At 65.1% G+C, this 21,987-nt stretch carries 15 protein-coding genes and 1 pseudogene; 7 read left to right on the top strand and 9 right to left on the bottom strand.

Translation table 11 applies throughout. The annotated features are described in order from the left end of the window. Positions 1–55: 55 nt before the first annotated feature. Positions 56–1,966, top strand: coding sequence for an EAL domain-containing response regulator (locus tag U1708_RS06890; RefSeq protein WP_332744049.1), 1,911 nt, complete (start codon positions 56–58; stop codon positions 1,964–1,966). Continuing rightward, positions 1,966–3,816 (top strand): ATP-binding protein, encoded by a 1,851-nt coding sequence (locus U1708_RS06885; RefSeq protein ID WP_332744047.1) that lies wholly within the window; start codon positions 1,966–1,968, stop codon positions 3,814–3,816. The genes U1708_RS06890 and U1708_RS06885 overlap by 1 nt, the downstream gene beginning before the upstream one ends. Positions 3,817–3,840: 24 nt before the next feature. Here the strand turns inward: U1708_RS06885 and U1708_RS06880 are convergent, their stop codons facing one another. Then, complete coding sequence (locus U1708_RS06880) at positions 3,841–4,485, bottom strand: DinB/UmuC family translesion DNA polymerase (protein WP_332744549.1); 645 nt, start codon at positions 4,483–4,485, stop codon at positions 3,841–3,843. Between the two features lie 98 nt (positions 4,486–4,583). Here U1708_RS06880 and U1708_RS06875 point away from each other — a divergent pair, with 98 nt between their 5' ends. Beyond that, positions 4,584–5,066: an 8-oxoguanine DNA glycosylase gene (locus tag U1708_RS06875; RefSeq protein ID WP_332744045.1), complete on the top strand. Its 483-nt coding sequence runs from the start codon at positions 4,584–4,586 to the stop codon at positions 5,064–5,066. 917 nt (positions 5,067–5,983) lie between these two features. Then, positions 5,984–6,833, top strand: a pseudogene (locus U1708_RS20695) (hypothetical protein). A 133-nt stretch (positions 6,834–6,966) separates the two neighbouring features. Here U1708_RS20695 and ctrA read toward each other — a convergent pair. The 3 genes from ctrA to U1708_RS06850 form a co-directional block, all read right to left on the bottom strand. Further along, the gene (gene ctrA / locus U1708_RS06860) at positions 6,967–7,668 is read right to left on the bottom strand and encodes a response regulator transcription factor CtrA (protein ID WP_307086637.1); all 702 of its coding nucleotides are present in this window, start codon (positions 7,666–7,668) and stop codon (positions 6,967–6,969) included. A gap of 751 nt (positions 7,669–8,419) precedes the next feature. Next, positions 8,420–10,138 (bottom strand): malate dehydrogenase (quinone), encoded by a 1,719-nt coding sequence (gene mqo / locus U1708_RS06855; RefSeq protein ID WP_332744037.1) that lies wholly within the window; start codon positions 10,136–10,138, stop codon positions 8,420–8,422. 248 nt (positions 10,139–10,386) lie between these two features. Then, positions 10,387–11,292, bottom strand: a complete 906-nt coding sequence (locus tag U1708_RS06850) for a LysR family transcriptional regulator (RefSeq protein WP_332744035.1) — start codon at positions 11,290–11,292, stop codon at positions 10,387–10,389. A gap of 229 nt (positions 11,293–11,521) precedes the next feature. On the opposite strand from U1708_RS06850, the gene U1708_RS06845 reads away from it, so the two are divergent. From U1708_RS06845 to U1708_RS06835, 3 genes are all read left to right on the top strand, one after another. Further along, positions 11,522–12,256 carry a pirin family protein gene (locus tag U1708_RS06845; protein WP_332744033.1) on the top strand — a complete coding sequence of 245 codons (735 nt, stop codon included), beginning with the start codon at positions 11,522–11,524 and terminating at the stop codon, positions 12,254–12,256. A gap of 169 nt (positions 12,257–12,425) precedes the next feature. Next, positions 12,426–13,028: an NAD(P)H:quinone oxidoreductase gene (gene wrbA / locus U1708_RS06840; protein ID WP_332744031.1), complete on the top strand. Its 603-nt coding sequence runs from the start codon at positions 12,426–12,428 to the stop codon at positions 13,026–13,028. 110 nt (positions 13,029–13,138) lie between these two features. Continuing rightward, positions 13,139–13,654 carry a YciE/YciF ferroxidase family protein gene (locus U1708_RS06835; RefSeq protein WP_332744029.1) on the top strand — a complete coding sequence of 172 codons (516 nt, stop codon included), beginning with the start codon at positions 13,139–13,141 and terminating at the stop codon, positions 13,652–13,654. A gap of 62 nt (positions 13,655–13,716) precedes the next feature. On the opposite strand, the gene U1708_RS06830 is transcribed toward U1708_RS06835, so the two are convergent. From U1708_RS06830 to glf, 5 genes are all read right to left on the bottom strand, one after another. After that, the gene (locus tag U1708_RS06830) at positions 13,717–14,073 is read right to left on the bottom strand and encodes a hypothetical protein (RefSeq protein ID WP_332744028.1); all 357 of its coding nucleotides are present in this window, start codon (positions 14,071–14,073) and stop codon (positions 13,717–13,719) included. Positions 14,074–14,197: 124 nt separating this feature from the next. Next, on the bottom strand, positions 14,198–16,456 hold the full coding sequence (locus U1708_RS06825) for a glycosyltransferase family 4 protein (RefSeq protein WP_332744027.1): 2,259 nt from the start codon (positions 16,454–16,456) through the stop codon (positions 14,198–14,200). Continuing rightward, positions 16,453–17,553: a zinc-dependent alcohol dehydrogenase gene (locus U1708_RS06820; RefSeq protein WP_332744026.1), complete on the bottom strand. Its 1,101-nt coding sequence runs from the start codon at positions 17,551–17,553 to the stop codon at positions 16,453–16,455. Before U1708_RS06820 ends, U1708_RS06825 begins: the two co-directional genes overlap by 4 nt. Further along, positions 17,546–19,615, bottom strand: coding sequence for a glycosyltransferase (locus U1708_RS06815; RefSeq protein ID WP_332744024.1), 2,070 nt, complete (start codon positions 19,613–19,615; stop codon positions 17,546–17,548). Before U1708_RS06815 ends, U1708_RS06820 begins: the two co-directional genes overlap by 8 nt. Continuing rightward, complete coding sequence (gene glf, locus U1708_RS06810) at positions 19,612–21,828, bottom strand: UDP-galactopyranose mutase (protein ID WP_443030006.1); 2,217 nt, start codon at positions 21,826–21,828, stop codon at positions 19,612–19,614. Before glf ends, U1708_RS06815 begins: the two co-directional genes overlap by 4 nt. Positions 21,829–21,987 lie beyond the last annotated feature (159 nt).

The following is a 21,987-nucleotide window of genomic DNA, read 5'->3' as shown; positions in this document are numbered from 1 at the left end:
AGGCGCTTGGCGTACCGCGGCGCACGGATGCGGTGGTCGGTGAAGGACGGTAACGATGCGCATTCTGATCGTGGATGACGAGCCAGCGATGCACGACAGCTACCGGCGAAGCTTCGCCGGTCAACGCTCGGACGGCGGGGTCGCGCTCGGGACGATGGCAGCGGATCTATTCGGCGGGACCGCGAGTGAGGTTCAGGGGGAGCATAGCGCCAACCTCGTGCTGGCCCATGTGGATCAAGGACTTGATGCCGTGGCGGCAGTCGCGCGGGCTCTGGCGGACGGCAAACCGTTCGCGGTCGCGTTCATCGACGTGCGCATGCCGCCCGGCATCGACGGTCGCGAGACCGCGCAACGCATCCGGGCGCTGGACCAGGAGATCAACCTCGTCATCGTTACCGGCTTCTCCGATTTTTCGCCGATCGAGATCAGCAAGGTTGCGGGGCCCGCCGACAAAATCTTTTACATCGCCAAGCCGTTCGAGGTCGCCGAGGTAACGCAGACTGCAACGGCCCTTGCTAAACGGTGGGAGATCGATCGCGAACTGAAAGCTGCGCGCATCACGCTGGCGGCGCAGGTGGTGCAACTCGAGGGGCAAAGCGCAGAGCTCGCCGCGAACGAAAGTCGCGCGGTTCACATGGCGACGCATGATTCGCTGACTGACGCACCGAACCGGCTCGCTTTTCTGCGCGCGCTGGCCGACCGGACGCGGGCGGAGGGATTGTTTGCGACGGTCATGGTCGATCTGGATCGCTTCAAGCTGGTCAACGACACGCTTGGGCATCTTGCGGGCGACGCGTTGATCCGCGAAGTCTGTGTGATCCTGCAACGATCGGCGCCGGAGGATGCGCTGGTTGCTCGGCTAGGCGGCGACGAGTTCGGCATCCTATTCGAGACGTCGAATGAAGCGGCAGGCGTCACGGCGTGCGAGCGGCTCGTCGCGGCGTGCTCGGTCAGCCTCCAGGTATTCGGCAATTCGGTGCAGGGCGGCGCATCGGCGGGCGTGGTAGTCAGCGAGGGTGGTCAGGGTCACGATCCGGTCGATGTCATGCGCCGCTCGGATCTGGCGCTCAACGACGCCAAGCGTAGCGGACGCGGGATCGTTCGCCTGTTCGACGAGAGCATGGACGAAGGCATCCGCTTTCGCAGGCGGGTCGAGGGTGGGTTGAGCCAGGCGATCGCGAAGGGCGAATTAAGCCTCGTATATCAACCGATCGTGTCGCGCGACGCGGTCGAAGTGGTCGGTTTCGAAGCGCTCATCCGTTGGAACACCGACGAGTACGGCGCAATGAGCCCGAGCACGTTCATTCCCATCGCCGAGGAATCAAACCTGATCCACGAACTGGGCGACTGGGTGCTGGGCGAAGCGCTTCCTGTCCTAAAACAATGGCCCGACCAGTATGTCTCGGTCAATTTCTCCCCGCGCCAGTTTCGCCGCCACAATTTCGTCGGGCACATCATGGAGAGCGTCGAGCGTGCTGGGGTCGAGCCCGCGCGGTTGCAGATCGAAATCACCGAGACCGCAATCTTCGATGACGCCGAACGTGCCGCGGAGACGCTTTACAAGCTACGTCAAATGGGGTTTCGAATCGCACTCGACGATTTCGGCACGGGCTATTCGAGCCTCTACAACATCCGCAAGTTCGCGCTCGATTGCCTGAAGATCGACCGCTCGTTCATCGATGGAATGAGTCGCGAACGCGAAAGCGCGGCTATCGTCCATTCGATCATCCATCTCGGCCGCGCGCTGGGACTGGGCGTCATCGCCGAGGGGGTCGAGACCGAAGCGCAGGTCCAGGCGCTGAAACTTGCCGGGGCAAGCCATCTTCAAGGCTTTTTCTACTCGCGTCCGGTTACCGCGGATGTCGCACTCGGCATGGCGAACGCGCGTTATCTTGGTGGCCAGGACGATCTCGCAGGCGATGGACCTACGCCGCCGCGGCAGCTGGGCAACGGAATGCCGAACTAATGCCGACCGTCGGGATGGGTCGTGTTCCGGCAACGCTAGGGTTGCAATTCGGCAGGGTGAGGCGGGCGACGTCGCTTGGCGCGAAGCTCGTGCTGATCATGATGGTCGTTGCCCTGTGCGGGACGGTGGCGATCACCGTGTTGTTGGCGTCGATCATCACGCCGAGCTTTACCAGGCTGCAAGACGTGGCGATCGCCGGGCAGGTCGAACGGACGCAAGCGATGTTGTCCAGATACACAGCTGAGGTGCAGGCCGAAGCGCGTACGTACCGCGATCCAGCAGAGCTATCGGAAGCCCGGCATGCGCCAGCTAGTCTTGCTACGCCAGCGACGCGATCGCTCCCTGCGGATGGTTTTGCCCAAATTGGCGCGGACGGTCGCGTCGTTTGCGCCAAATGGAACGAACCCGCTGGCTCGAGCCGGCAGGAACAATGGGCCGCGCTGCTCGGTCGCACGGACTTCGCGCATGCCCTTGGCGGTCGGCGGTCGACCCGCTTCTATGCGCGGTTGGGGAACGGTGTCGCAGCGATCGGCGTCGCGCGAACGGGAGTTTGGGGCGATGACGATACCGTCCAAGGCTATATCGTGATCGCCCACGTAATAACCGCTACGCAGATTTCCCAGACGTTGGGCGTCGATGCAACAATCGATCTCGGGTCGGACCATGCGGGAGCGACGACCTCCCGCGGGGCGAGAGCGATGATCATCGTGCCGATGATCGGTGCCGATGGACGCGCCGTCGCAACTACCCGGTTCGACCTGCCGGGCGATGTGTCAAGGCTCGGCCGCCGAATGTTGGCGTTTGCGGTTGCCGGATCAATCTTGCTCCTGCTGTTCGTGCTCATTGTGTTGCGCCGCTTGATCTCGCAACTCGTGCTGCGTCCGTTGCTGCGGATCGAGAATCATATGCGCCGAGTCCGCGCGTCGGGCTCGCTCGCGCTGCTCGAAGAGGACGGGCGACGCGATGAAATTGGTTCGCTGGGACGCAATTTCAACGCAATGTTGCGGCAGTTGAGGAACCTACGCGAACAGATCGGCGTGCAGTCGTTCGATCTGGGGCGCACCGAAAGCGCGGTGGCGGTGATGCACAACGTCCGCAACGCGCTGAACCCGATCAGCACGATCCTTAGCCGCGAGATCGCGCAGGAACGGTCGATCGACCGCGCCACGCTCGATCGGGCAATCGACGAACTCGCGCGCGGCGACGTTTCGGATGAACGCCGTCAGAAGCTCGCGACCTTTATCGCGGCTGCGATCGACATCGAAGCTGCCAATCGCGAATCGACCCGCAACGAACTCAGCATCGGCCGCGAAGCGATGGGGCATGTGTTGGAGATCATCGGCCAGCAGCAGCAGGCGGCACATGAACGCCCCGCGTTGGAAATCTGCGACGTGACGACGATCATTGCGCGCAACGCGACGATCGTGCGCTATCTGGACGGGGCATCGATCGCGTTCGGGTTTCCGGCGGGTCCCAGCCTGGTGATGGCGAACCGGCTTATCCTGAGCCAGGTGATCGGCAATCTGTTCGCCAACGCGGCCGAATCGATCGTCGCGCGCGGGACCGGCAGCGGATCGATCGTCGCGGCGACCGAGCAGGCTGAGGGTCGCGTGACGATCGAGATTCGCGACGATGGCGAAGGGATTACGCCCGAGGTAGCGGCAACGCTGTTCCACCGTGGCTTCTCTACTCGCGCGCACAAGTCGGGCGGGCTCGGGCTGCACTGGTGTGCCAATTCGGTGAATGCGATGCAGGGTTCGCTGCGTCTCGAGAGCGAAGGGCCGGGGCAGGGCGCCGTTGCAGTCCTAACGCTGTTGGCGCCGGACGGCAGGGGCGCAGACGCTGACTGAACCTCCCGACAGGGTTCTGGCAAACTACAACAGGCTTGGCTGAACCTCGTCCGCCTCGGCCATAATGCCCGACAACGTTAGCCCGAGCAGGCGCACGCCATCTGGTACGGGCAGTTGCGCCATAAGGAGGTCGAGGCCGGCCGCGAGAAATGCAGCCTTGTCGGTCACCGGCGCCTGAGACCATCGTGCGCGCGTGATCGTGCGGGCGCGGGTGCCGTGCCGCTCGATCCGCACCCATGCCGCATCCGCCACCCGGTGCAGCGCCGCGCGAAGATCTTCCGCAGTCGTCAGGTTCGTCTCGAACGTCCGTTCCGCGCCGACCGACTCGGCGGCGCGGTTGACGCGCACGGGGCGGTGATCGATGCCGCGTGCTGCGCCGTAGAGATAGTCTGCATAGCTACCGAAGTGCGCCTGCAGGAACGCGAGGGGCTGGCCGTAAAGGTCTGCGCCCGTAAGAATGCCGAGCCGCTCCATCTTCTGCGTAGTCACCGACCCGACTCCGTGAAAACGTTTGACCGGCAGCGACTGGACAAACGCCGCACCGCGCCTGGGCGTAATGATGCAGATGCCGTCGGGCTTGTTATGGTCCGATGCGAGTTTGGCGATGAACTTGTTATAGCTGACGCTGGCGGATGCGGTGAGCCGGTATGCACGCGAGAAGAGGAGCATCGGCACGCGCCGGCAGCATCCCGGACTCCCGCGAGGAAATCGTTCCGGGTGTTGCCTGGGGCATTCCTGAAATCTCCAATACGCCGGCTTATTGGGCGGTGCGCTGCCGATGGGACGACGCCAACCCGGACTACGTATCGCCCGACGCATCAGTCGCCGAGGAGACCGGTTTCTCCCTTCTTGGCGGCTATGGCATCAAATACGAGGTCAACGAGGCGGCATACATAAGGTTGAAGGCCCATCGCGTCTTCGATCTGGATTCGGCGATCACGCAGGACCTGATCCTGGCCTTGCTGAAGGAACCGCTGGACATCGGCGACAGACTCGTCCGGTATCGCTTTCCCAATCAGCGGGCGCAACGCCTGTCGGGCATGCGCGAGCAGCTTCGCGACATCCGGCTTGACGAACTCGATCCGCAAGCCATGCGCGATGCCCTTCAAAAGATCGACGGCATCGGCCTCAAGACCGCTTCTTGGATCGTCCGCAATCTGTTCGGATCCGACGAGGTGGCGATCAGTCGCCTCCTCGCTTCTTCGAGGACCCCATTGGAGAACCGTCGACCGGTCGATTTCTCGGCCTGATTCCTAAGGATTTCCTTGGTCCATTTCGCTGGCTCCTTGGCAAGATAGCTTCTTATTGCCGCCTCGCATTGCGTTACCAGGACGTCGCGCGCGCTTTCGCCACCCACGGCCTTGTCGCCGGGCAGCGCTCCTCCGCTGTTCAGCGCGATCGGGTTCCCGCCCATGCCAACTGCATTGATCTGCCCTTCCGGTTCGTTCATAGTATTTATGCATGAACCTGAATAGATACGCAATCATCGCTTCCCCGGCTGATCAGGCTAGAATCGACGACCTGCTGACTCGGACCGGCATGAACGATCGCGAGGTGGGCGAACTGATTGGCGTATCTCAGCCTACCGTCTGGCGCTTGAGGAATGGAAGGATACGCAACGTCTCAAGGCATATGCGGACCCTAGAACGGCATCTGGGCCTTGCGAGGCGTGAGCCTTGCGATGCCGAAATGATCGCCGACCTCGTGGGATACGCTCGTGGGGTGCCAGCTCTGCGTGAGGCCCTGCAGTCCCTACATCGATTAATGCAAAATCATGAATAATCTCGGCCAGTGCACCGCGAGCGATCCAACGCCTGGCCTTATCGCTGCACGGTTTCGACGTTGGCGATCAGTGGCAAAAGCGATTCAGATATTGGGCACCCAAACCCTCTTCATCCGTGATCCACAGCGATTGCCTGATGATTGCTTGGCGGGCTCGTCCAATTCAGAGCTATGCGAAGGCCGCAGAAAACTGGCCTTTTGACGGTGCCAATCGGAGAGAAGCGTAGAAGGCATCCATGTCGACAGGATCACCTTGCGCCGTGCCGGCGGCTGGGTAGGAGGAACGGCCATCGTCCCTCCAGATGGGGCCGGGGCGCGCGGCTATACAGGGCGTTCACGAAACCAAATGGCGCGCGGCGCATATCATCCGGCAGCGGACGAAGGGATGCCGACGCGGGTTCGGAAGGAGTTCTGGCGGATCGAACGCGCCGAGCAGATGGCGGTGATCATTAATGCGGCGGACTATTTCCGGACGGCGCACGTTGCGGTGCTCGGCGCCAGGCGGCCCATTCTGCTGATCGGCTGAGACTTCGATGCGCGCATTTCGATAGAGCCGGGCGTCGACCGGCCGGGTGACCCAAGACTCTTGGGGCGCTCCTGCATTGGCTGGTCGAGCGCGCACCCGAACTCGAGTTTTTTGTGCTGCGCTGGGATATCGGTGCGATCAAGTCGATTGTTCCGCGGGTCGACGCTGTTCACGATGATCAAGTGGATGCGACACAAGCGGATTCATACCAAGCTCGACGGGCATCATCCGACCGCAGCGTCGCATCACCAGAAGATCGTCATCATCGACGATGCACTGGCGTTGATGGAGGCGCTGCATCGGCGCGACACGCACCGGCGGTTGCGGATGTATCATCCGTACACGAAGGAGGGCGCGCCGATCTATTGCCACGCCAAGATCCTTATCGCCGCCGACGACGACGACGTGTTTCGGTTGGGATCTTCGAACGTCAACAACCGGTCGTTGCGGCTCGATACCGAGTGTGATCTGGCGGTCCGGGCCAAAGACGCTGCGACTTCGGAGGTTATTGCGGCGATCCGAGACGGGGGCGTTGATCGAGACTATCGAGCGGTTGCGGCAGAGGCGGGTTGGCGTAAGCAAGACGCTGTGGTGTTACGAGATGCCCGATTCTGAGGGGCCGGGTGAGATGTTCGAGTCGCTGAGCAAGCGTGGGTTGTTCCGGCGGTGGCGGCGAAAGACTTGGGCGGGCGCTGCCTCCGAAAAATAGACCGTCATCCTGACGAAAGTCAGGATCCAGAGCAATCAAGGGCGCCCTTCTATACCCTGGGTCCTGACTTTCGTCAGGATGACGGCGACGGAGCGGGCATCCTGTAAAACTTCGTGCTCCCGGAAACTGGGCGTTACGCGACTTGGGATTCGAGCGCTTCGTCGGGTTCGCGCAGTACGTAGCCGCGACCCCAGACGGTCTCGATGTAATTCTCGCCATCGCAGGCGAGGCTGAGCTTTTTCCGCAGCTTGCAGATGAACACGTCGATGATCTTCAGCTCGGGCTCGTCCATCCCGCCGTAGAGGTGGTTGAGGAACATTTCCTTGGTCAAGGTCGTGCCCTTGCGGAGCGAGAGCAGCTCCAGCATCGCATATTCCTTGCCGGTCAGGTGGACGCGGCTGCCGCCGACTTCGACCGTCTTCGCGTCGAGATTGACCGCGAGCTTGCCGGTGCGGATGACCGACTGGCTGTGACCCTTCGAGCGGCGGACGACGGCGTGGATGCGCGCGATCAGTTCCTCGCGATGGAACGGCTTGGTGACATAGTCGTCGGCACCGAAACCGAAGCTCCGCACCTTCGAGTCCATTTCGTTGACGCCCGACAGGATCAGCACCGGGGTCGCGACGCGGGCGACGCGCAGGCGCTTGAGCACGTCGTAGCCGTGCATGTCCGGCAAGTTCAGGTCGAGCAGGATGATGTCGTAATCATACAGCTTGCCGAGATCGAGGCCCTCTTCCCCGAGATCGGTGATGTAGACGTTGAACCCTTCGGTCGTCAGCATCAGCTCGATAGCCTTGGCCGTGGTCGGCTCGTCCTCGATCAGCAGCACGCGCATGCGTCGTCCCCTCTTAGCGAAACCGCCCGACACCCCATGCCAGCCGCTCGACTTCTATTCATTAACCACACAACATCTGAAGGCAAAAGGTTAATTTGGGACTAAGGTTGACGAGCCGGAAAGCACGGATCGCCGCCGAGCAACTGAATTCCTTACAAATAATCGGCCAGAGGTCTGGGCGTCAGGTCGGGCCCGAGCATCGTCAGGTCGATAGTCTTTGCGATGTCCTCGCCAGGCAGTGCGCGCAGATGCACGCTGCGGACTGACTGCGATCCCGGCAAATGGAGCGCGAATCGTCTGCTTCGGGGGCCAGGCGGTTCATGCTGGTGCGGGCCGCGTGAGGGGTGCCGTACGAGGCAAAACCGAGTGAAGTATAGGAAGTATAGACGCTGGGAGAGTTTTCGCAGGTCGCGTTCGATCGCTGGATGCGGGCGTTTTGTGGCTCGGTTGGCGTTGCGGGGGGTGGCCGGTTGGATTGCTCATTGGTCGATCGTGGCAGATGGTCGTGATGTAGGACAGGAATGTTCCTGGGTGTTGGTCGACGTGGCTTAAGTTGCCGTCGGGGTTTGGGAAAGTTCGGATGGGGGGTGTGGGGGCGTGGCTGGGACTCTGGGTCCTGACTTTCGTCAGGATGACGGTGGGGGGCGTCAGCCAACGTACGCGGTGCTTGTGCCCTCACCCTTCGCCGCCTTTGGCGTCTCTCCCTCTCCCCGATGGGAGAGGGGAGGGGGAGGCGGCCGGCTTGCACTCTTTACAGCGCGAGGTCGGGGCTGCGGTCTGGCTTTACGCGCATTGCCGCGGGGCGCCGTGTGGTTGCGACGCTTACCGTTGGCGAGGGGATTGCGAGTTGCAGCGTGTCGGCGGTCGATGCCCAATGTTCGGCAAGGACGTCCGGGGTTTCGTTAAGCATCACGCCGTAGGTCGGCACGATCTCGCGGATCTTGGCCTGCCAGCCGGCGGTCGCGAGGTGGTTCGGAAACACCTTCTTCAGCAGGTTGAGCATGATAGACGGCGCGGTCGAGGCACCCGGCGAGGCGCCGAGCAGTGCGGCGATCGAGCCGTCCTTCGACGCGACGATCTCGGTGCCGAGCCGCAGCACGCCGCCCTTTTCAGGATCGCGCTTGATGATCTGGACGCGCTGGCCCGCCTGCCACAGGCGCCAGTCGCCGTCCTTCGCGCCGGGGAAATATTCGCGCAGGGCGTCCATCCGGTCGCTGTCCGACATGATGAGCTGACCGGCGAGATATTCGACGAGGTCGAAATCGTCCCAGCCGACCGCCAGCATCGGCCGGAAATTGTCGAGCGTGACGGAGGCCGGAAGATCGAAATACGAGCCTTCCTTCAGGAACTTGGTCGAGAAGGTCGCGAACGGGCCGAACAGTAGCGCCTGCTTGCCGTCGAGGAAGCGCGTGTCGAGATGCGGTACGGACATCGGCGGCGAGCCGACCGCAGCCTTGCCGTAGACCTTGGCGAGGTGGCGGTGCGTGATTTCGGGCTTGTCTGCGACGAGGAACGAGCCACCGACCGGGAAGCCGGCATAATCGTCGGCTTCGGGAATGCCGGACTTCTGCAGGATCGGCAGCGCGCCGCCGCCGGCGCCTGCAAATACGAAGCGCGCCTTGATGATCTGCTTCTCGTCGGTCTTCATGTCGCGCGCGGTGACGCGCCAGCGGGCCTTCTTGCCGCCGATCGTCTCGCGTTCGAGCGAACGGACTTCGTGGCCGGTGGTCAGCGTGAAATTGTCCTGCTTGTTGAGCGACGCGATGTACTGGCGCGTGACTTCGCCCCAGTCGCAATCGGTGCCGAGCGGCGAGCGCGTCGCGGCGAGCTTCGTGCCGGGCGCGCGGCCCTCCATCATCACCGGCACCCACTGCGAAATCTGCTTCGGGTCGGTGGTGTATTCCATGCCGGAGAACAGCGGGCTGGCCTGAAGCGCGGCGTGGCGCTTTTGCAGGAAGGCGACGTTGGCATCGCCCCAGACGAGATTCATGTGCGGCGTCGAATTGATGAACGAGCGCGGGTTGGCGAGGATGCCGGTGTCGACCTGATGGCTGAGGAACTGGCGCGTGACCTGGAACTGCTCGTTGATCTCGACCGCCTTGGCGATCTCGACCTTGCCGTCGGCCGTGTTGACCGGCGTGTAGTTGAGTTCGCACAGCGCGGAGTGGCCGGTACCGGCGTTGTTCCAGCCGTTGGAGCTTTCATTGGCAACTTTGTCGAGGCGTTCGACCATTTCGATCGTCCAGGTCGGCTCGAGTTCGCGGAGCAGGACGGCGAGCGTCGCGCTCATGATGCCGCCGCCGATCAGCAGGACGTCGACCGTCCGTTCGGTGGTCGCGGCGTCGGCGTGCGCAATCGGCAACGCCGCCGCACCGCCGGCGACGATCGCCGAGCCGAGCAGGTTGCGCCGGGTCACGCCGGTCTGGGGTGCTGGAGAAATCGTGTCGTTAGCGTCTGGCCGCATGGTCATGCCTTTTCGTTTCGGCATGGTCCGCTGTCCCGACACAGGCCGAAGACGACGAAAATCCATGACCGGATTATCGGGTCAGCCACGCGGAAATCACGGAATCGATACACGTACTACCGACTGAGCGCGGCCGCTGCTCAAAGTCCTCATCCCGGTATCGGGTGTCGTTGGGATTGCGCTGGGTTGCAAACTCGAGCGTCTATCCAGCACGTTACATGGCATCCGGCCCGGTTTTACGCAAGGTCGCCGCTTTACGGTTGCCCCGCGTTCGGATCGCGGAGCCGTGCCGCGAGGAAGTCGATCAACGCCTCGACGCGCGCCGGACGGAGCGGGCTCGGGGGAGTGAGAAGGTGGAGGCCGATCTTGGCGGGCGCCCAGTCTTCGAGGATCGTGACGAGTGCGCCCGAGGCGAGATGGCGGTCGATGATGAAGTCGGGCAGGCGGGCGATGCCGAGGCCGGCGATCAGCGCGGGGACGATCGCCTCGCCGCTGTTGGCGGTGAGCTGGCCTTGCAGGCGCACCGAGACGTCGGCGCCGCCGGGGCCGTGGAAGCGCCACGGGCCGACGACGTTCGAATAGCCGACCAGCTGGTGTTCGCCGAGCTGTGCCGGGTGCGTCGGGGTGCCGTGCTTCGCGAGGTAGCTGGGGGCGGCGACGGTGTGCGCCTGGATGCTGCACAGGCGGCGGGCGCGGAGCGAACTGTCGGGCAGCTCGGCGATCCGCAACGCGACGTCGAAGCCTTCCGCGACGATGTCGACGCGGGCGTCGGAGAGGTGGAAGTCGACCTCGATCCCCGGGTGCGCGACGAGGAATTCGGCGAGGATCGGGGCGACGTTGGTGACGCCGAAGCTCATGGGTGCGGCGAGGCGGACGCGGCCGGTATGCGCGCTGGCGGCGTCGTGCGCGGATTCTTCGGCGGCGCGGGCTTCGGCGAGGATGCGTGCGGCGTGTTCGGCGAGGGGCTTGCCGGCTTCGGTGAGCGCGAGGCGGCGCGAGGTGCGGTGGAAGAGCGACTGGCCGAGATGCGCTTCGAGGCGAGTGATCGCCTTCGAGACGGTCGCCTTGCTGAGCCCTACCGCGTCGGCGGCTGCGCTGAACGAGCGGTGCTCGACGACGCTGGCGAATATCGCCCAGGCTTCGAGATCGGGCAGGCGCATGGGGAGGTCTTTCGCGCTTTAACTCCCCTCCCTGGAAGGGAGGGGCTGGGGGTGGGTTGCCATCGAGGGAATGTTGCGCCCGCCAAGCGGCCGACCCACCCCCAACCCCTCCCTTCCAGGGAGGGGGGCAAGAGTAGGAACATTACCGACCGAAACGATCGGTTTCCAGCGTTTCTATTTACGGTGTGATCGCAGCGCTTATCTTGGGATCAACCAGTGGAGACCTATCATGACGACCACGACCCTTTCCAAAGTTGCCCTTTCCAAAGTTGAACGCCGCAGCTTCGATAGCCTTGGCCATGCCGATCATGGCTGGCTGAACGCGCGGCATCATTTCTCGTTTGCGAGCTATTACGATCCGGCCCGGATGGGCTGGGGTGCGATCCGGGTTTGGAACGACGACCAGATCGCCGCGAACTCCGGGTTCCCGCCGCATCCGCATCAGGACATGGAGATCATCACCTATGTCCGCAGCGGCGCGATCACGCACCAGGATTCGCTCGGCAACAAGGGCCGCACCGAGGCGGGCGATGTCCAGGTGATGAGCGCGGGAACCGGCGTGCGGCATGCCGAGTATAATTTGGAGCCCGAGACGACGACGATCTTCCAGATCTGGATCGAGCCTTCGCGTAAAGGCGGCGCGCCGAGTTGGGGTGCCAAGCCGTTTCCGAAGGGCGAGCGGTCGGGCCAGTTCGTGACCTTGGCCAGTGGGTTCGAGGGTGACGGCGATGCCTTGCCGATCCGGGCGAATGCGCGGGTGTTGGCGGCGACCCTGAAGGCCGGCAACAGCGTCGACTATGCGGTCGGCGAGGGGCGTCACGTGTACCTAGTGCCGGCGACCGGCGCGATCACGATCGGCGACGAAGCCTTTGGTGCGCGCGACGGAGCGGCGCTGCTGGGCGGCCAGACGGTGACGATCACGGCTCAAGAGGACGCCGAGATCGTTCTGGTGGACTCGGAGTAAGCGCTTTCCCCTTCCCGCTTGCGGGAGGGGGCAGGGGGTGGGCTCGCGCTCACCTCTACCGTGACCATCGTTGTAGATACGCACTTCGATCCGGCTCGCTTGCCGAAGCCGGGTGCCCACCCCCCAGCCCCCTCCCGCTTGCGGGAGGGGGAGCCAATAAGGAAACACCATGACCAAGGTTCTCGTGCTCTATTACTCGTCCTACAGCCATATCGAGCAGATGGCGGATGCCGTCGCCGAGGGCGCACGCGCCGGTGGTGCCGAGGTCGACATCCGCCGCGTCGCCGAGACCGCGCCGCAGTCGGTGATCGAGGCCGCGCATTTCAAGACCGACACCGCACATGCCGAGATCGAAGGCCCCGCCGCGCTGGAGCAGTATGACGCGATCATCGTCGGTGCGCCGACCCGGTTCGGCCGCATGCCCGCGCAGATGGCGCAGTTCTGGGACACGACCGGCGGCCAGTGGTTCTCGGGCGCGCTGATCGGCAAGGTCGGTGGTGCGTTCACCTCGACCGCGAGCCAGCATGGCGGCCAGGAAACGACGTTGTTCTCGATCATCACCAACCTGCTGCATCACGGCCTGACGATCGTCGGGCTCGATTACGGCTTCCAGGCGCAGATGGGCGTCGACGTGGTCAAGGGCGGATCGCCTTACGGCGCGACGACGATCTCGGACGGTGACGGCAGCCGCCAGCCGAGCAAGGAAGAGCTCGATGGCGCGCGCTATCAGGGCAAGCGGATCGCCGAGACGGCGGCCAAGCTGAAGGGCTGATCCCGAGAAAATCCGGTGGCTGAAGAGACGAAACTTACCCCGCGGTAAGGGCGTTTCCCCACCACCGGAGCATTTCGCTTCGCGTGCACCAGCTCTGCGAGGATATGATCATGGGCCTGTTTTCCAAGGACATCGCGACGTTCGAAGACCTGTTCCTGCACCAGTTGCAGGACGTGTATTACGCCGAACATCAGATCACCAAGGCGCTGCCGAAGATGACCGAAAAGGCGACTGCGCCGGGTCTCAAAAAGGGTTTCGAAACGCATCTGCGCGAGACCGAAGGCCAGATCGTTCGCCTGGAGCGGATCTTCGAAATTTTGGGCGAGAAGGCCAAGGCGGTGACCTGCCCGGCGATCGACGGCATCATCAAGGAAGCGAACGAAGTCGCGGGCGAGATCGCCGACAAGGCGGTGCTCGACGCGGCGCTGATCGCTTCGGCGCAGGCGGTCGAGCACTACGAGATCACGCGTTACGGCACGCTGATCGCGTGGGCGAACCAGCTTGGTCGCAGCGAGATCGCGGCGATCCTGAAGGAAACGCTCGACGAGGAATATGCGACCGACGACAAGCTGACCGCGATGGCGACGTCGAAGATCAACGCGAAGGCGGAGGCGGTTACCGCCTGAGCTTTTCGTGACTTGGTAAGAAAACGGGCCGGCGATCATGTGATCGCCGGCCCGTTTTTTGTTCAGGCCTTCTTGCGGGCGCGCTTGGGAGCGGCGGCGGCGGCGACGTCCTCTTCCTCGTCGGGTGCATCTTCACCCGCTTCGGTCAGTGCTTCGCCGAGTGCCTTCAGTTTGTCCTGCGACTTGTCCGCCTTGTCGGCGATCTTGGTCGTCGCGGTGCCGAGGCGGTGGAGCAGCGCGTGGACACGGTCGGCGTCGGGTTCGTCACGCTCGAGCTGCTTGCGCAGCGAACCGAGGTCGCGAAGGATGCCCTTGGCGCCGGAGACTTCGGTATCGGCCAGAGCGGCTTCCCAATCCTCGACCATGTCGGCGCCCTTGGTGGGCTTGGTCGCGTCGAGTCCGCGATTGATCGCGTTCATCGTTCCTGCAAATTTAACGGCCATGTGATCTCTCTCCGCTTGCCTTTGTGGCGACCGTCAACGCGACGTGGCGGCGGAAATGTCCTCGGGATCGTATCGACTTAGATCAGTATCGAAGCCCGAGTTAACGCAGGATATCGGCCGCTTGCGCCCGCCGGATGACGTCGGCGAGCGCGGCGTTCGGTACGCGGTCGGCGGTGTCCGGCGAGCAGGCGAGGAGGCCGTTGGGGCAGTAGCGATCGTCGTCCCAGCCGGGGTGATCGAGGATCGGGTAGAGACATACGCCTTCGACCGGGACGCCGAGCGACTGGGCGATCTTCACCTCGCGCAGGATCATGCGGAGCCACGCTGGCCGGGCGCTGCCCTCGATGCCGGTTTCGGCGATGAAGATCGGGCGGCCGTAGCGGGCGTAGGCGTCGGCGAGGATCGCGTGGAGCGGGCGGCTGAGGGGGTGGTCGTACGACAACGGTGGGCCGCCGTGGATCCATTGGTTGTTGTGGTAGAAATTGACGCCGACGATATCGAGCAACGCCGGTCGGCCGCCGATCTGCGGCCAGGCTTTTCCGGCGATCATGTCCCAGGCCTGGTACTGCGCGAGGCGGTGGCCTTCGGCGGCGGGGGCGTCGCTGGGGCGGGCAGGGTCGGTGATGACGTTGATGACCGGGTCGGCGTGGACGAACCTTGCGGCGGGGTCGACCGCAAGGATAGCCTCCATCGCGGCGATCGATGCGCGGGCGAGTTGGACCTTGAGTTCGTAGCCGCGGCCTCGGGCGAACGGGTTGAGATAGGCTGCGTCGCCGCCACCCCAGGCGAAGAACGAGATCTCGTTGACCGGGGCGTAGAAGCGGGTCTCGCCGAGTGCGGCCGGGCCGATGTGGCGGGCGGCGGCGGCGGCGAAGGCAGCGAAGCGGGTGACGAAGGCGGGCGTCCAGATGTCGATGTCGTCGGGCCAGCCGTAGTGGAGCAGGTCCCAGATGACTTCGGTGCCGGTCGCCTTGGCGGCGTCTAGCTGGCGGTCGAGGCTGGACCAGTCGTAGCGGCCGGGTTCGCTTTCAATCAGATGCCAGCGCAGGCCGTCGCGGACGGTGAGGATGCCGAGCTTGGCGAGTTCATTGTAGTCATGCGCGGCTAGGGTGTCGTGATGGCTTGCGGCTATCACGTCGACTCGCTTGCGGTCGTGCGCGCGGCGGTGGGTGGAGGATTCGAAGCCGCCTTGCAGGACGCTTTGGAAGAGGCCGGTCGGGCGGGGCAGGGTCGGCCGGTCGGACAGGACTTCGGCGAAAAGGCTTTCCCAGCGGGGGACGACGGCGGCGACTGCGTAGTCGGAGTCGACCTTGGCGCGGAGGGCGGTGCCGAGGCGGGTTCGAAGTGTCGGGTCTTGGAGCAGTTTGCCGATCGCGGCGGCAACTGAAGGCGGGTCTTCGTGGGGGACGAACAGGCCGCTCACGCCGTCGACGATCTGTTGTTCGGAGCCGTTGTCTCGCGTTGCTATGACCGGGAGGCGTGCGGCACCGGCTTCGGCGATGACGTGCGGCATGCCTTCACCGCGCGAAAGCCAGAGGAATATGTCGAGCGCGGCGAGCAGGTCGGGCACGTCGCCGCGGTCGCCGAGGAAGGTCAGCGCGCCGTCCAGGCCGAGAGCGTGCGCGCGGTTGCGGAGCGCGACGGCGTATTCGGGGATGAACGCGTCCGGTCCGCCTATGACGACGAAGCGGGCGCGCGGGTGGCTGGCGTGGACGAGCGCGGCGGCTTCGATGAAATCCTCGACGCGCTTCTTCGGGTCGAGGCGGCCGAGCCAGCCAACCAGCGGTACGTCGGCGGCGATCCCGAGTGCTGCCCGCACAGGGTCACGGCGCGCAGGATCGAACGCGCGCGTGTCGACCATCGAGGGGATCTCGATCGCGTGCTGCTCGCGGCCGGGCATGCGGCCGGCGGCGGCGTCGCGGATCGACGCGCAGACGCCGACATAGCGCGCGGTAAAATGCTTGGGGCCGGCGAGCGCTTCGGAGACGAGCCCGCCATGCTCGATCAGCGGCGGGCGAAGGTGCATGCGTTCGAGCGCGGGATAGATGTCCGCAACGTTCTGGCAGGAGACGACGACGTCGTATGCGGGGAGCTTGCTCGCGAGGTAGGCGACGGTTTCGTCGAAGCCGAGCGCGTAGGGCGTGCGGTCGACGGGGACGCCGATCGCTTCCAATTGCGTGTGGGTCTGATCGGGCATGCCGTGCTTGCGAAAACAGGCGACGACCTCGATCCGGTAGCGTGTCGGATCGAGCGCCTGGGCGAGCAGCCGCACCTCCGTCTCCTCGCCGCCGACGACGAGCCAGGCGAAGACGAACAGGATGCGGATCGGTCGGGCGTCGGCGGTAAGTGCGGTGCTCAATCGCTGACCTTGAAGACGATCTGGAGGAATTCGGGCCGCTCGCCGACCAGCTTTGCGATGAACTTGGGGGCGTCGTCATAGGGCACGACGTGCGTGATGAGCTGCGCGCGGATCTCGGGGCCGCGGGCGAGCAGCAGCTTCACCGTTTCGTTGGCGAGGCGGCGGCGGTCCCATTGGAAGCCGAGGCCGCGGGGAACGCGGTTGATCTGAGCGCAGCGGAGGTTGAGGCCGTTGTGGTGGAATTCCTCGCCAAGCCGGAGCCGGTCGGCGCCGCCTTGGTAGAAGGCGAGGTCGATCACCGTGCCTTGTGGTCTCAGCGCGCGCATCGCGGCGTGGAGGCTGGCGGCGTCGGCGCGGGTCTGGAACACGACGTCGGCGCCGCGATCGTCGCCGCCGTGGAGCCAGCGTGCCTTGGCATACGACCACGCCTGGTCCTCGGTCATCGCGGTGATACCGAGGCATTCGGCACGCAGGCGGCGGAAGGGGGAGGGGTCGGCGATCACGACTTCGCTCGCGCCGGCGGCCTGTGCGAACAGGGCGGTCAGCATGCCGACGATGCCTGCGCCGATCACCAGCGCGGGGCGGCCGCGGATGCCGTCGCCGAGGTTGACGACATTGGGGCCGAGCAGTTCGGCATCTGCGTGGAGAATGCCGTTGGCGGCGATCGGACCCATCTGGCCGATATAGATGCCGAGGATCGGGTCGAGCTCGGGCGGGAGCTTGGTCAGCAGGTCGTTGAACGGGTCCGCGGTGTGGCCGGTCTTGTGGCCGAACACCGTGCCCACGACGTCGCCGATGGCGAAATCGTCGACCCGGCTGTCGTTGACGCGCGCGCATTCCATGTAGCCGAGGAACGGCACCGGATACTGCGCGCTCGGTTCGCCGGGGACGAACACGCCGCGCCCTGCGTCCCAGCGCGAGTGGAGATACGGGTTGCTGTTCTTGACGAAGGTGAGTTCGGTCCCGGCGGAGAAGCCGGTGTAGAGCAGGTCGAGCCGGACCTGGCCGTCACCCGGGGGTGCCTCGTCATAGCCGAAGAAATACGCCTGGCCGGGGCGTTCGACGCCGAGCGAGCGGACGTGGCGCCACTCAGACATGCGCCACCTCGCGCTCGCGGACGTCGATCGCGCGGCCTTCGACGGCGGAGCGTTCGATCGCCAGTGCGAGGCGGAGTGTTTCGAGGGCGGCGGGGTATGGGCAGCGGATACGGTTCTCAGCCCCGCGGACCGCGTCGATAAAGTCGCGATCCTCCAGCACGACCGGATCGCTGCCGGTGCCGCGGACCGGGCGACCACGGCCGATGTCGATCATCACGTCTCGGTCGGTCAGTTCGATCGCCAAACCTTCGCCGAACAGGTGCAGGCCGACGCGGTGGTTCCAGTTGAGCAGGCAGGTCGAGGCGAAGTTGGCGATCGCGCCGCTCGCGAAGGTGAGCATCGCGGTGCTGGTCGTCGCGACGTCGAGGCCGGGGAAGGCGGCGCGGTCGATATAGCCCGACTGGCCGTAGACGCGGACGACGTCGCCGACGAGGTAGCGCGCGAGATCGACCAAGTGCGTCGTCTGTTCGAGCATCTGGCCGCCCGATGCGTCCTTCTTCCACCACCAGCGCGGCGGCGGGGTGGAATCGAGCCAATAGCCGGACAGGAGGCGCGCCGGCGTCGCGGAGAGCAGCGCCTTCACCTCGTCCACGGTGTCGAGATAGCGCCAGTGATAGCCGACCGCGGTGACGAGGCCGAGCCGGTCGACCGACGCCGCGACGTCCTCCGCGGTGCCGAGATCGAGCGCGACGGGCTTTTCGACGAAGAACGGCAACTTGTGGTCGATCGCGAGGCGTTCGGGTTCGCCGTGCGCGAACGGCGGCACGCAGATGTAGAGCGCGTCGAGGTCTACCGCGGCCAGCATCGCGGAGGCATCGTCGAACGCGCGCGCGCCGAAGCGGGCTGCGGCCTCGGTCGCGCGGGCCATGTCGACGTCGGCCACCGCGACGATCGCGACGTCGTCGAACTGCTCCAGCACGCCGAAATGGCGATTGGCGATGCCGCCCGCGCCGATGAACCCAATCCGTGTCCGCTCCACGCCGTCTCCCTTTGTGTGTTTGGTCTGGTCTTGCACGGCGTCGTAGACCGCGCGCGTATCGGCGATCATGCGATCGGCCGAGAATAGGTCTTGCTGACGTTCGATCGACGCGCTGGCCATTGCCTCGAGGCTATCGCGGTCGGCTAGCAGCGTGACGATCGCGTCGGCGAAACTCGCCGGGTCCGCGGCGGTCAGGCGACCGGTGACGCCGTCCTCGATCGCTTCGGCATTGCCGGGTGCGACGGTCGCGACGACGGGGAGCCCGGCGGCCATCGCTTCGAGCGCGACCAGCGGCAGGCCCTCGAATGCGGAGGGAAGGACGAGCAGGTCGGCGAGCGTCATCAGGTCGGCGACGTCGCTGCGAGTCCCGAGCATGCGGACGGTGCCGGCTAGGCCCTTGGCGGCGATGGCGCGCGCGGTCTGCGTGAGGAGGGGACCTTCGCCGGCGAGCAGTACGATCACGTCCGGGTGCGCGGCGCGGATTGCGGGCAGCGCGTCGAGCAGGAGCGCGTGACCCTTTTGCTCGGCAAGGCGCGCGACCATCAGCAATACCGGCGCGTCACCGACGCCCCATTCGCCGCGCAGCGCCCCTCGCGACCGTGACGGCCGGTGCGGGCCGACGCCGTTGTGAATCGTCTCGACCAGCGCAGGATCGACGCCGGCCGCGCGGTAGCTGTCGCCGACCGCATCCGAAACGCAGATCAGCCGAGCAAGCGCCGCTGCAGTATCGCGGTGCTCGTCGCACTGCGCCGCGTCGGTCAGCAGATAGGGAAGATGCTCGGTGCGGACGACGGGCACGCCGGCGGCCTGCGCTGCACGGACCGCGGCATGGCCCTCCCAACCGATTCCGGCATGGACATGGACGATATCCGGTGCCGACCGCTGCATCCAGCGCGTCAACGCCGCGTCGTCGTCGAGCATCTTGACCGCAAAGCCCTTGGCGGCGGCGCGTTCGAGCAACCCGGTGGCAGGACGCCCTGCAAAGACGATTTCGTCGCCGGCAAGGCCTTCCGCGAGCATCATCATGTGTGCGCCGACGCCCGACGGGGCGAGGCTGTCGGTCAGCAGGCAGATACGGGTCATTCTGCTGCCGATAATATAGGGGCCTGCGATGTGGTCGATTGCGCGGTCATCTTGGCGGCCATCCGGCGATAGGTGGCGAGCGCTTGTCCCACGACCTGGTCCATATTGTAGTAGCGATAGGTCGCGAGCCGGCCGACGAAGGTCACGCCTTCCTCCGCATCGGCGAGCGCTTCGTAGCGTTTGAACAGCGCCTGATTTTCGGGGCGGGGGATCGGGTAATAGGGGTCACCCTCCGCGCTCGGGAATTCGTAGCTGATGCTCGTCTTCGCGTGGAGCTGGCCGGTCAGATGCTTGTATTCGGTGATGCGGGTCTGCGGCACGGTCTCGTCGGGATAGTTGACGACGGCGACCGGCTGGAACTGGGCGACGTCGTGCGTCTCGTGGCGGAACTGGAGGCTGCGATAAGGCAGCTTGCCGAAACGGAAGTCGAAATATTCGTCGATCGGGCCGGTGAAGACGATGTGGTCGACGTCGACGCGGTCGATCACGTCGCGGTATTCCACGCCGAGATCGAGCGTGATGCCGGGATGATCGAGCATCGCCTCGAACATCCGCGTGTAGCCGTTCGCCGGCATCGCCTGGAATGTATCGGTGAAATAGCGGTCGTCGGTCGAGGTGCGGGTCGGCACGCGCGCGGTGACGGCGCGGTCGAGTTCGGATGGGTCGAGGCCCCATTGCTTCCGCGTGTAGCCGCGGAAGAATGTCTCGTAGAGATCGCGGCCGACTGCCGCGACGACGACGTCTTCGGAGGTGCGGATGTCCTCGACCGATTCCGCGCGGCTGGCGAGGAAGGCGGCGGCTTCCGCGTCGTCCTCGAGCGACAGGCCGTAGAGTTCGTTGAGCGTGGTGCGGTTGATCGGCATCGGCACGAGCTTTTCGTCGACGCTGGCGAGGACGCGGTGTTCGTACGGGCGCCACTCGGTGAAGCGCGAGAGATAGTCGAACACGTCGGCGGAATTGGTGTGGAAGATGTGCGGGCCGTAGCGGTGGATCAGCACGCCCGCCGCGTCATGCTCGTCATACGCGTTGCCGCCGATGTGGGGGCGGCGGTCGACGACGAGGACGCGCTGGCCGCTGTCGCTCGCGAGACGTTCGGCGAGGACCGCGCCGGCGAACCCTGCGCCGACGATCAGGGTGTCGTAGCGTTCGCGTTCCGGGGCGGGGCGGAAGGTTCGCTTGGCGTGGAGTACGCGGTCGATCTCGGTTGCCATGGCGGTTTGGGTCCGGTCCCAGGATTGTGTGGCGAGCAGGCGGTCGGCTTCGTCGCGCCATGCGCCTTGGCGGGGGAGGGCGAGGGCTGCTTCGCAGGCGGCGACGAACGCCGGCGCATCGGAGGCGATCGCCACGGCGGTCGCGTCGCCGTAGTGGCGGATCACGTCGACGATCGGGGTCGAGACGACCGGCAGGCCGCCGGCGAGATATTCGGGGGTCTTGGTCGGGCTGATGAAGCGCGTCGCGGCGTTGATCGCGAATGGCATCAGCGCGACCTCCCAGCCGGAGAGATAGGCGGGGAGCTCGTCGTAACCGCGGCCGCCGAGCCAGTGGATGTTGGTGCGGCGGGGCAGGTGCGCGGGGTCGATCTTCACGACCGGGCCGATCATCACGAACGACCAGTCGGGACGTGCAGCGGCGACCGCGTCGAGCAATGCGAGCTCGATACGCTCGTCGATGACGCCGAAGAAACCGAGCTTGGGGCCGGGGATGTGGCGCTGGTCTTCGGGTTCTATGTTGCCGGTACGCGCCCGTGCGAAATGCGCGACGTCGACTGCCGAGGGGAAGGCGTGGACGTCGCGGTGGCGGTCGCGCTTGGCTTCGTACAGGCTGTAGCCGCCGGTGAAGACGAGGTCGGCACGCGCGAGCAAGCGGGCTTCGCGGTCGAGCAAGGAGGGGTCGGCGAAGCGGAAGGCGGACAGTTCGTCCATGCAGTCGTAGACGATCGCGGCGGCGTCGAGATGCTCGGCGAACGGGAGCATCATCGGCGTGTAGAACCAGAGCACGGGCTTGGCGTGGACGCTCGTCGCGACCAGCATGTCGAGCAGTTGCCGCAACCCGGTCTCGACCTGCTCGGCGTTCCACCAATGCGGGAGGCGCGGGCGTAGCGCGATCACGTTGTCGGCGGGGAAGGGGTGGTGTTCGAGGAAGGGCAGCGGGTGGTCGCAGGGGATGTGTTCTTCCCAGACGAACACCGACTGGTTCCGCGCGAACCGCTTCATCAGATGCTGCGGGCGCTGGGTCACGAAATCCCAACGGAGATGCGAGAAACAGATCAGTGGCGGAGCAAGTGCATCATCGGACATCGAGAGGCTGGGGGTGGGTCCGATACCGTGCACGCTCTTCCAATCCGCGAATCCGCGGTCATCCGCGTTGTTGCT

Origin of the sequence: Sphingomonas arabinosi, assembly GCF_036663715.1 — a bacterium.
Lineage (GTDB): Bacteria > Pseudomonadota > Alphaproteobacteria > Sphingomonadales > Sphingomonadaceae > Sphingomonas.
Note: the sequence above shows the minus strand (reverse complement) of the source record. Positions and strands in the feature narration are given on the sequence as shown.

What these genes read in the sequence shown, in the direction of transcription:
- U1708_RS06890 (WP_332744049.1), top strand. Translation starts at nt 56, where the DNA reads ATGCGCATTCTGATCGTGGATGACGAGCCAGCGATGCACGACAGCTAC.
- U1708_RS06885 (WP_332744047.1), top strand. Translation starts at nt 1,966, where the DNA reads ATGCCGACCGTCGGGATGGGTCGTGTTCCGGCAACGCTAGGGTTGCAA.
- U1708_RS06880 (WP_332744549.1), bottom strand. Translation starts at nt 4,485, where the DNA reads ATGCTCCTCTTCTCGCGTGCATACCGGCTCACCGCATCCGCCAGCGTC.
- ctrA (WP_307086637.1), bottom strand. Translation starts at nt 7,668, where the DNA reads ATGCGCGTGCTGCTGATCGAGGACGAGCCGACCACGGCCAAGGCTATC.
- mqo (WP_332744037.1), bottom strand. Translation starts at nt 10,138, where the DNA reads ATGACCATGCGGCCAGACGCTAACGACACGATTTCTCCAGCACCCCAG.
- U1708_RS06850 (WP_332744035.1), bottom strand. Translation starts at nt 11,292, where the DNA reads ATGCGCCTGCCCGATCTCGAAGCCTGGGCGATATTCGCCAGCGTCGTC.
- U1708_RS06845 (WP_332744033.1), top strand. Translation starts at nt 11,522, where the DNA reads ATGACGACCACGACCCTTTCCAAAGTTGCCCTTTCCAAAGTTGAACGC.
- wrbA (WP_332744031.1), top strand. Translation starts at nt 12,426, where the DNA reads ATGACCAAGGTTCTCGTGCTCTATTACTCGTCCTACAGCCATATCGAG.
- U1708_RS06835 (WP_332744029.1), top strand. Translation starts at nt 13,139, where the DNA reads ATGGGCCTGTTTTCCAAGGACATCGCGACGTTCGAAGACCTGTTCCTG.
- U1708_RS06830 (WP_332744028.1), bottom strand. Translation starts at nt 14,073, where the DNA reads ATGAACGCGATCAATCGCGGACTCGACGCGACCAAGCCCACCAAGGGC.
- U1708_RS06820 (WP_332744026.1), bottom strand. Translation starts at nt 17,553, where the DNA reads ATGTCTGAGTGGCGCCACGTCCGCTCGCTCGGCGTCGAACGCCCCGGC.
- U1708_RS06815 (WP_332744024.1), bottom strand. Translation starts at nt 19,615, where the DNA reads ATGACCCGTATCTGCCTGCTGACCGACAGCCTCGCCCCGTCGGGCGTC.
- glf (WP_443030006.1), bottom strand. Translation starts at nt 21,828, where the DNA reads ATGAAGCGGTTCGCGCGGAACCAGTCGGTGTTCGTCTGGGAAGAACAC.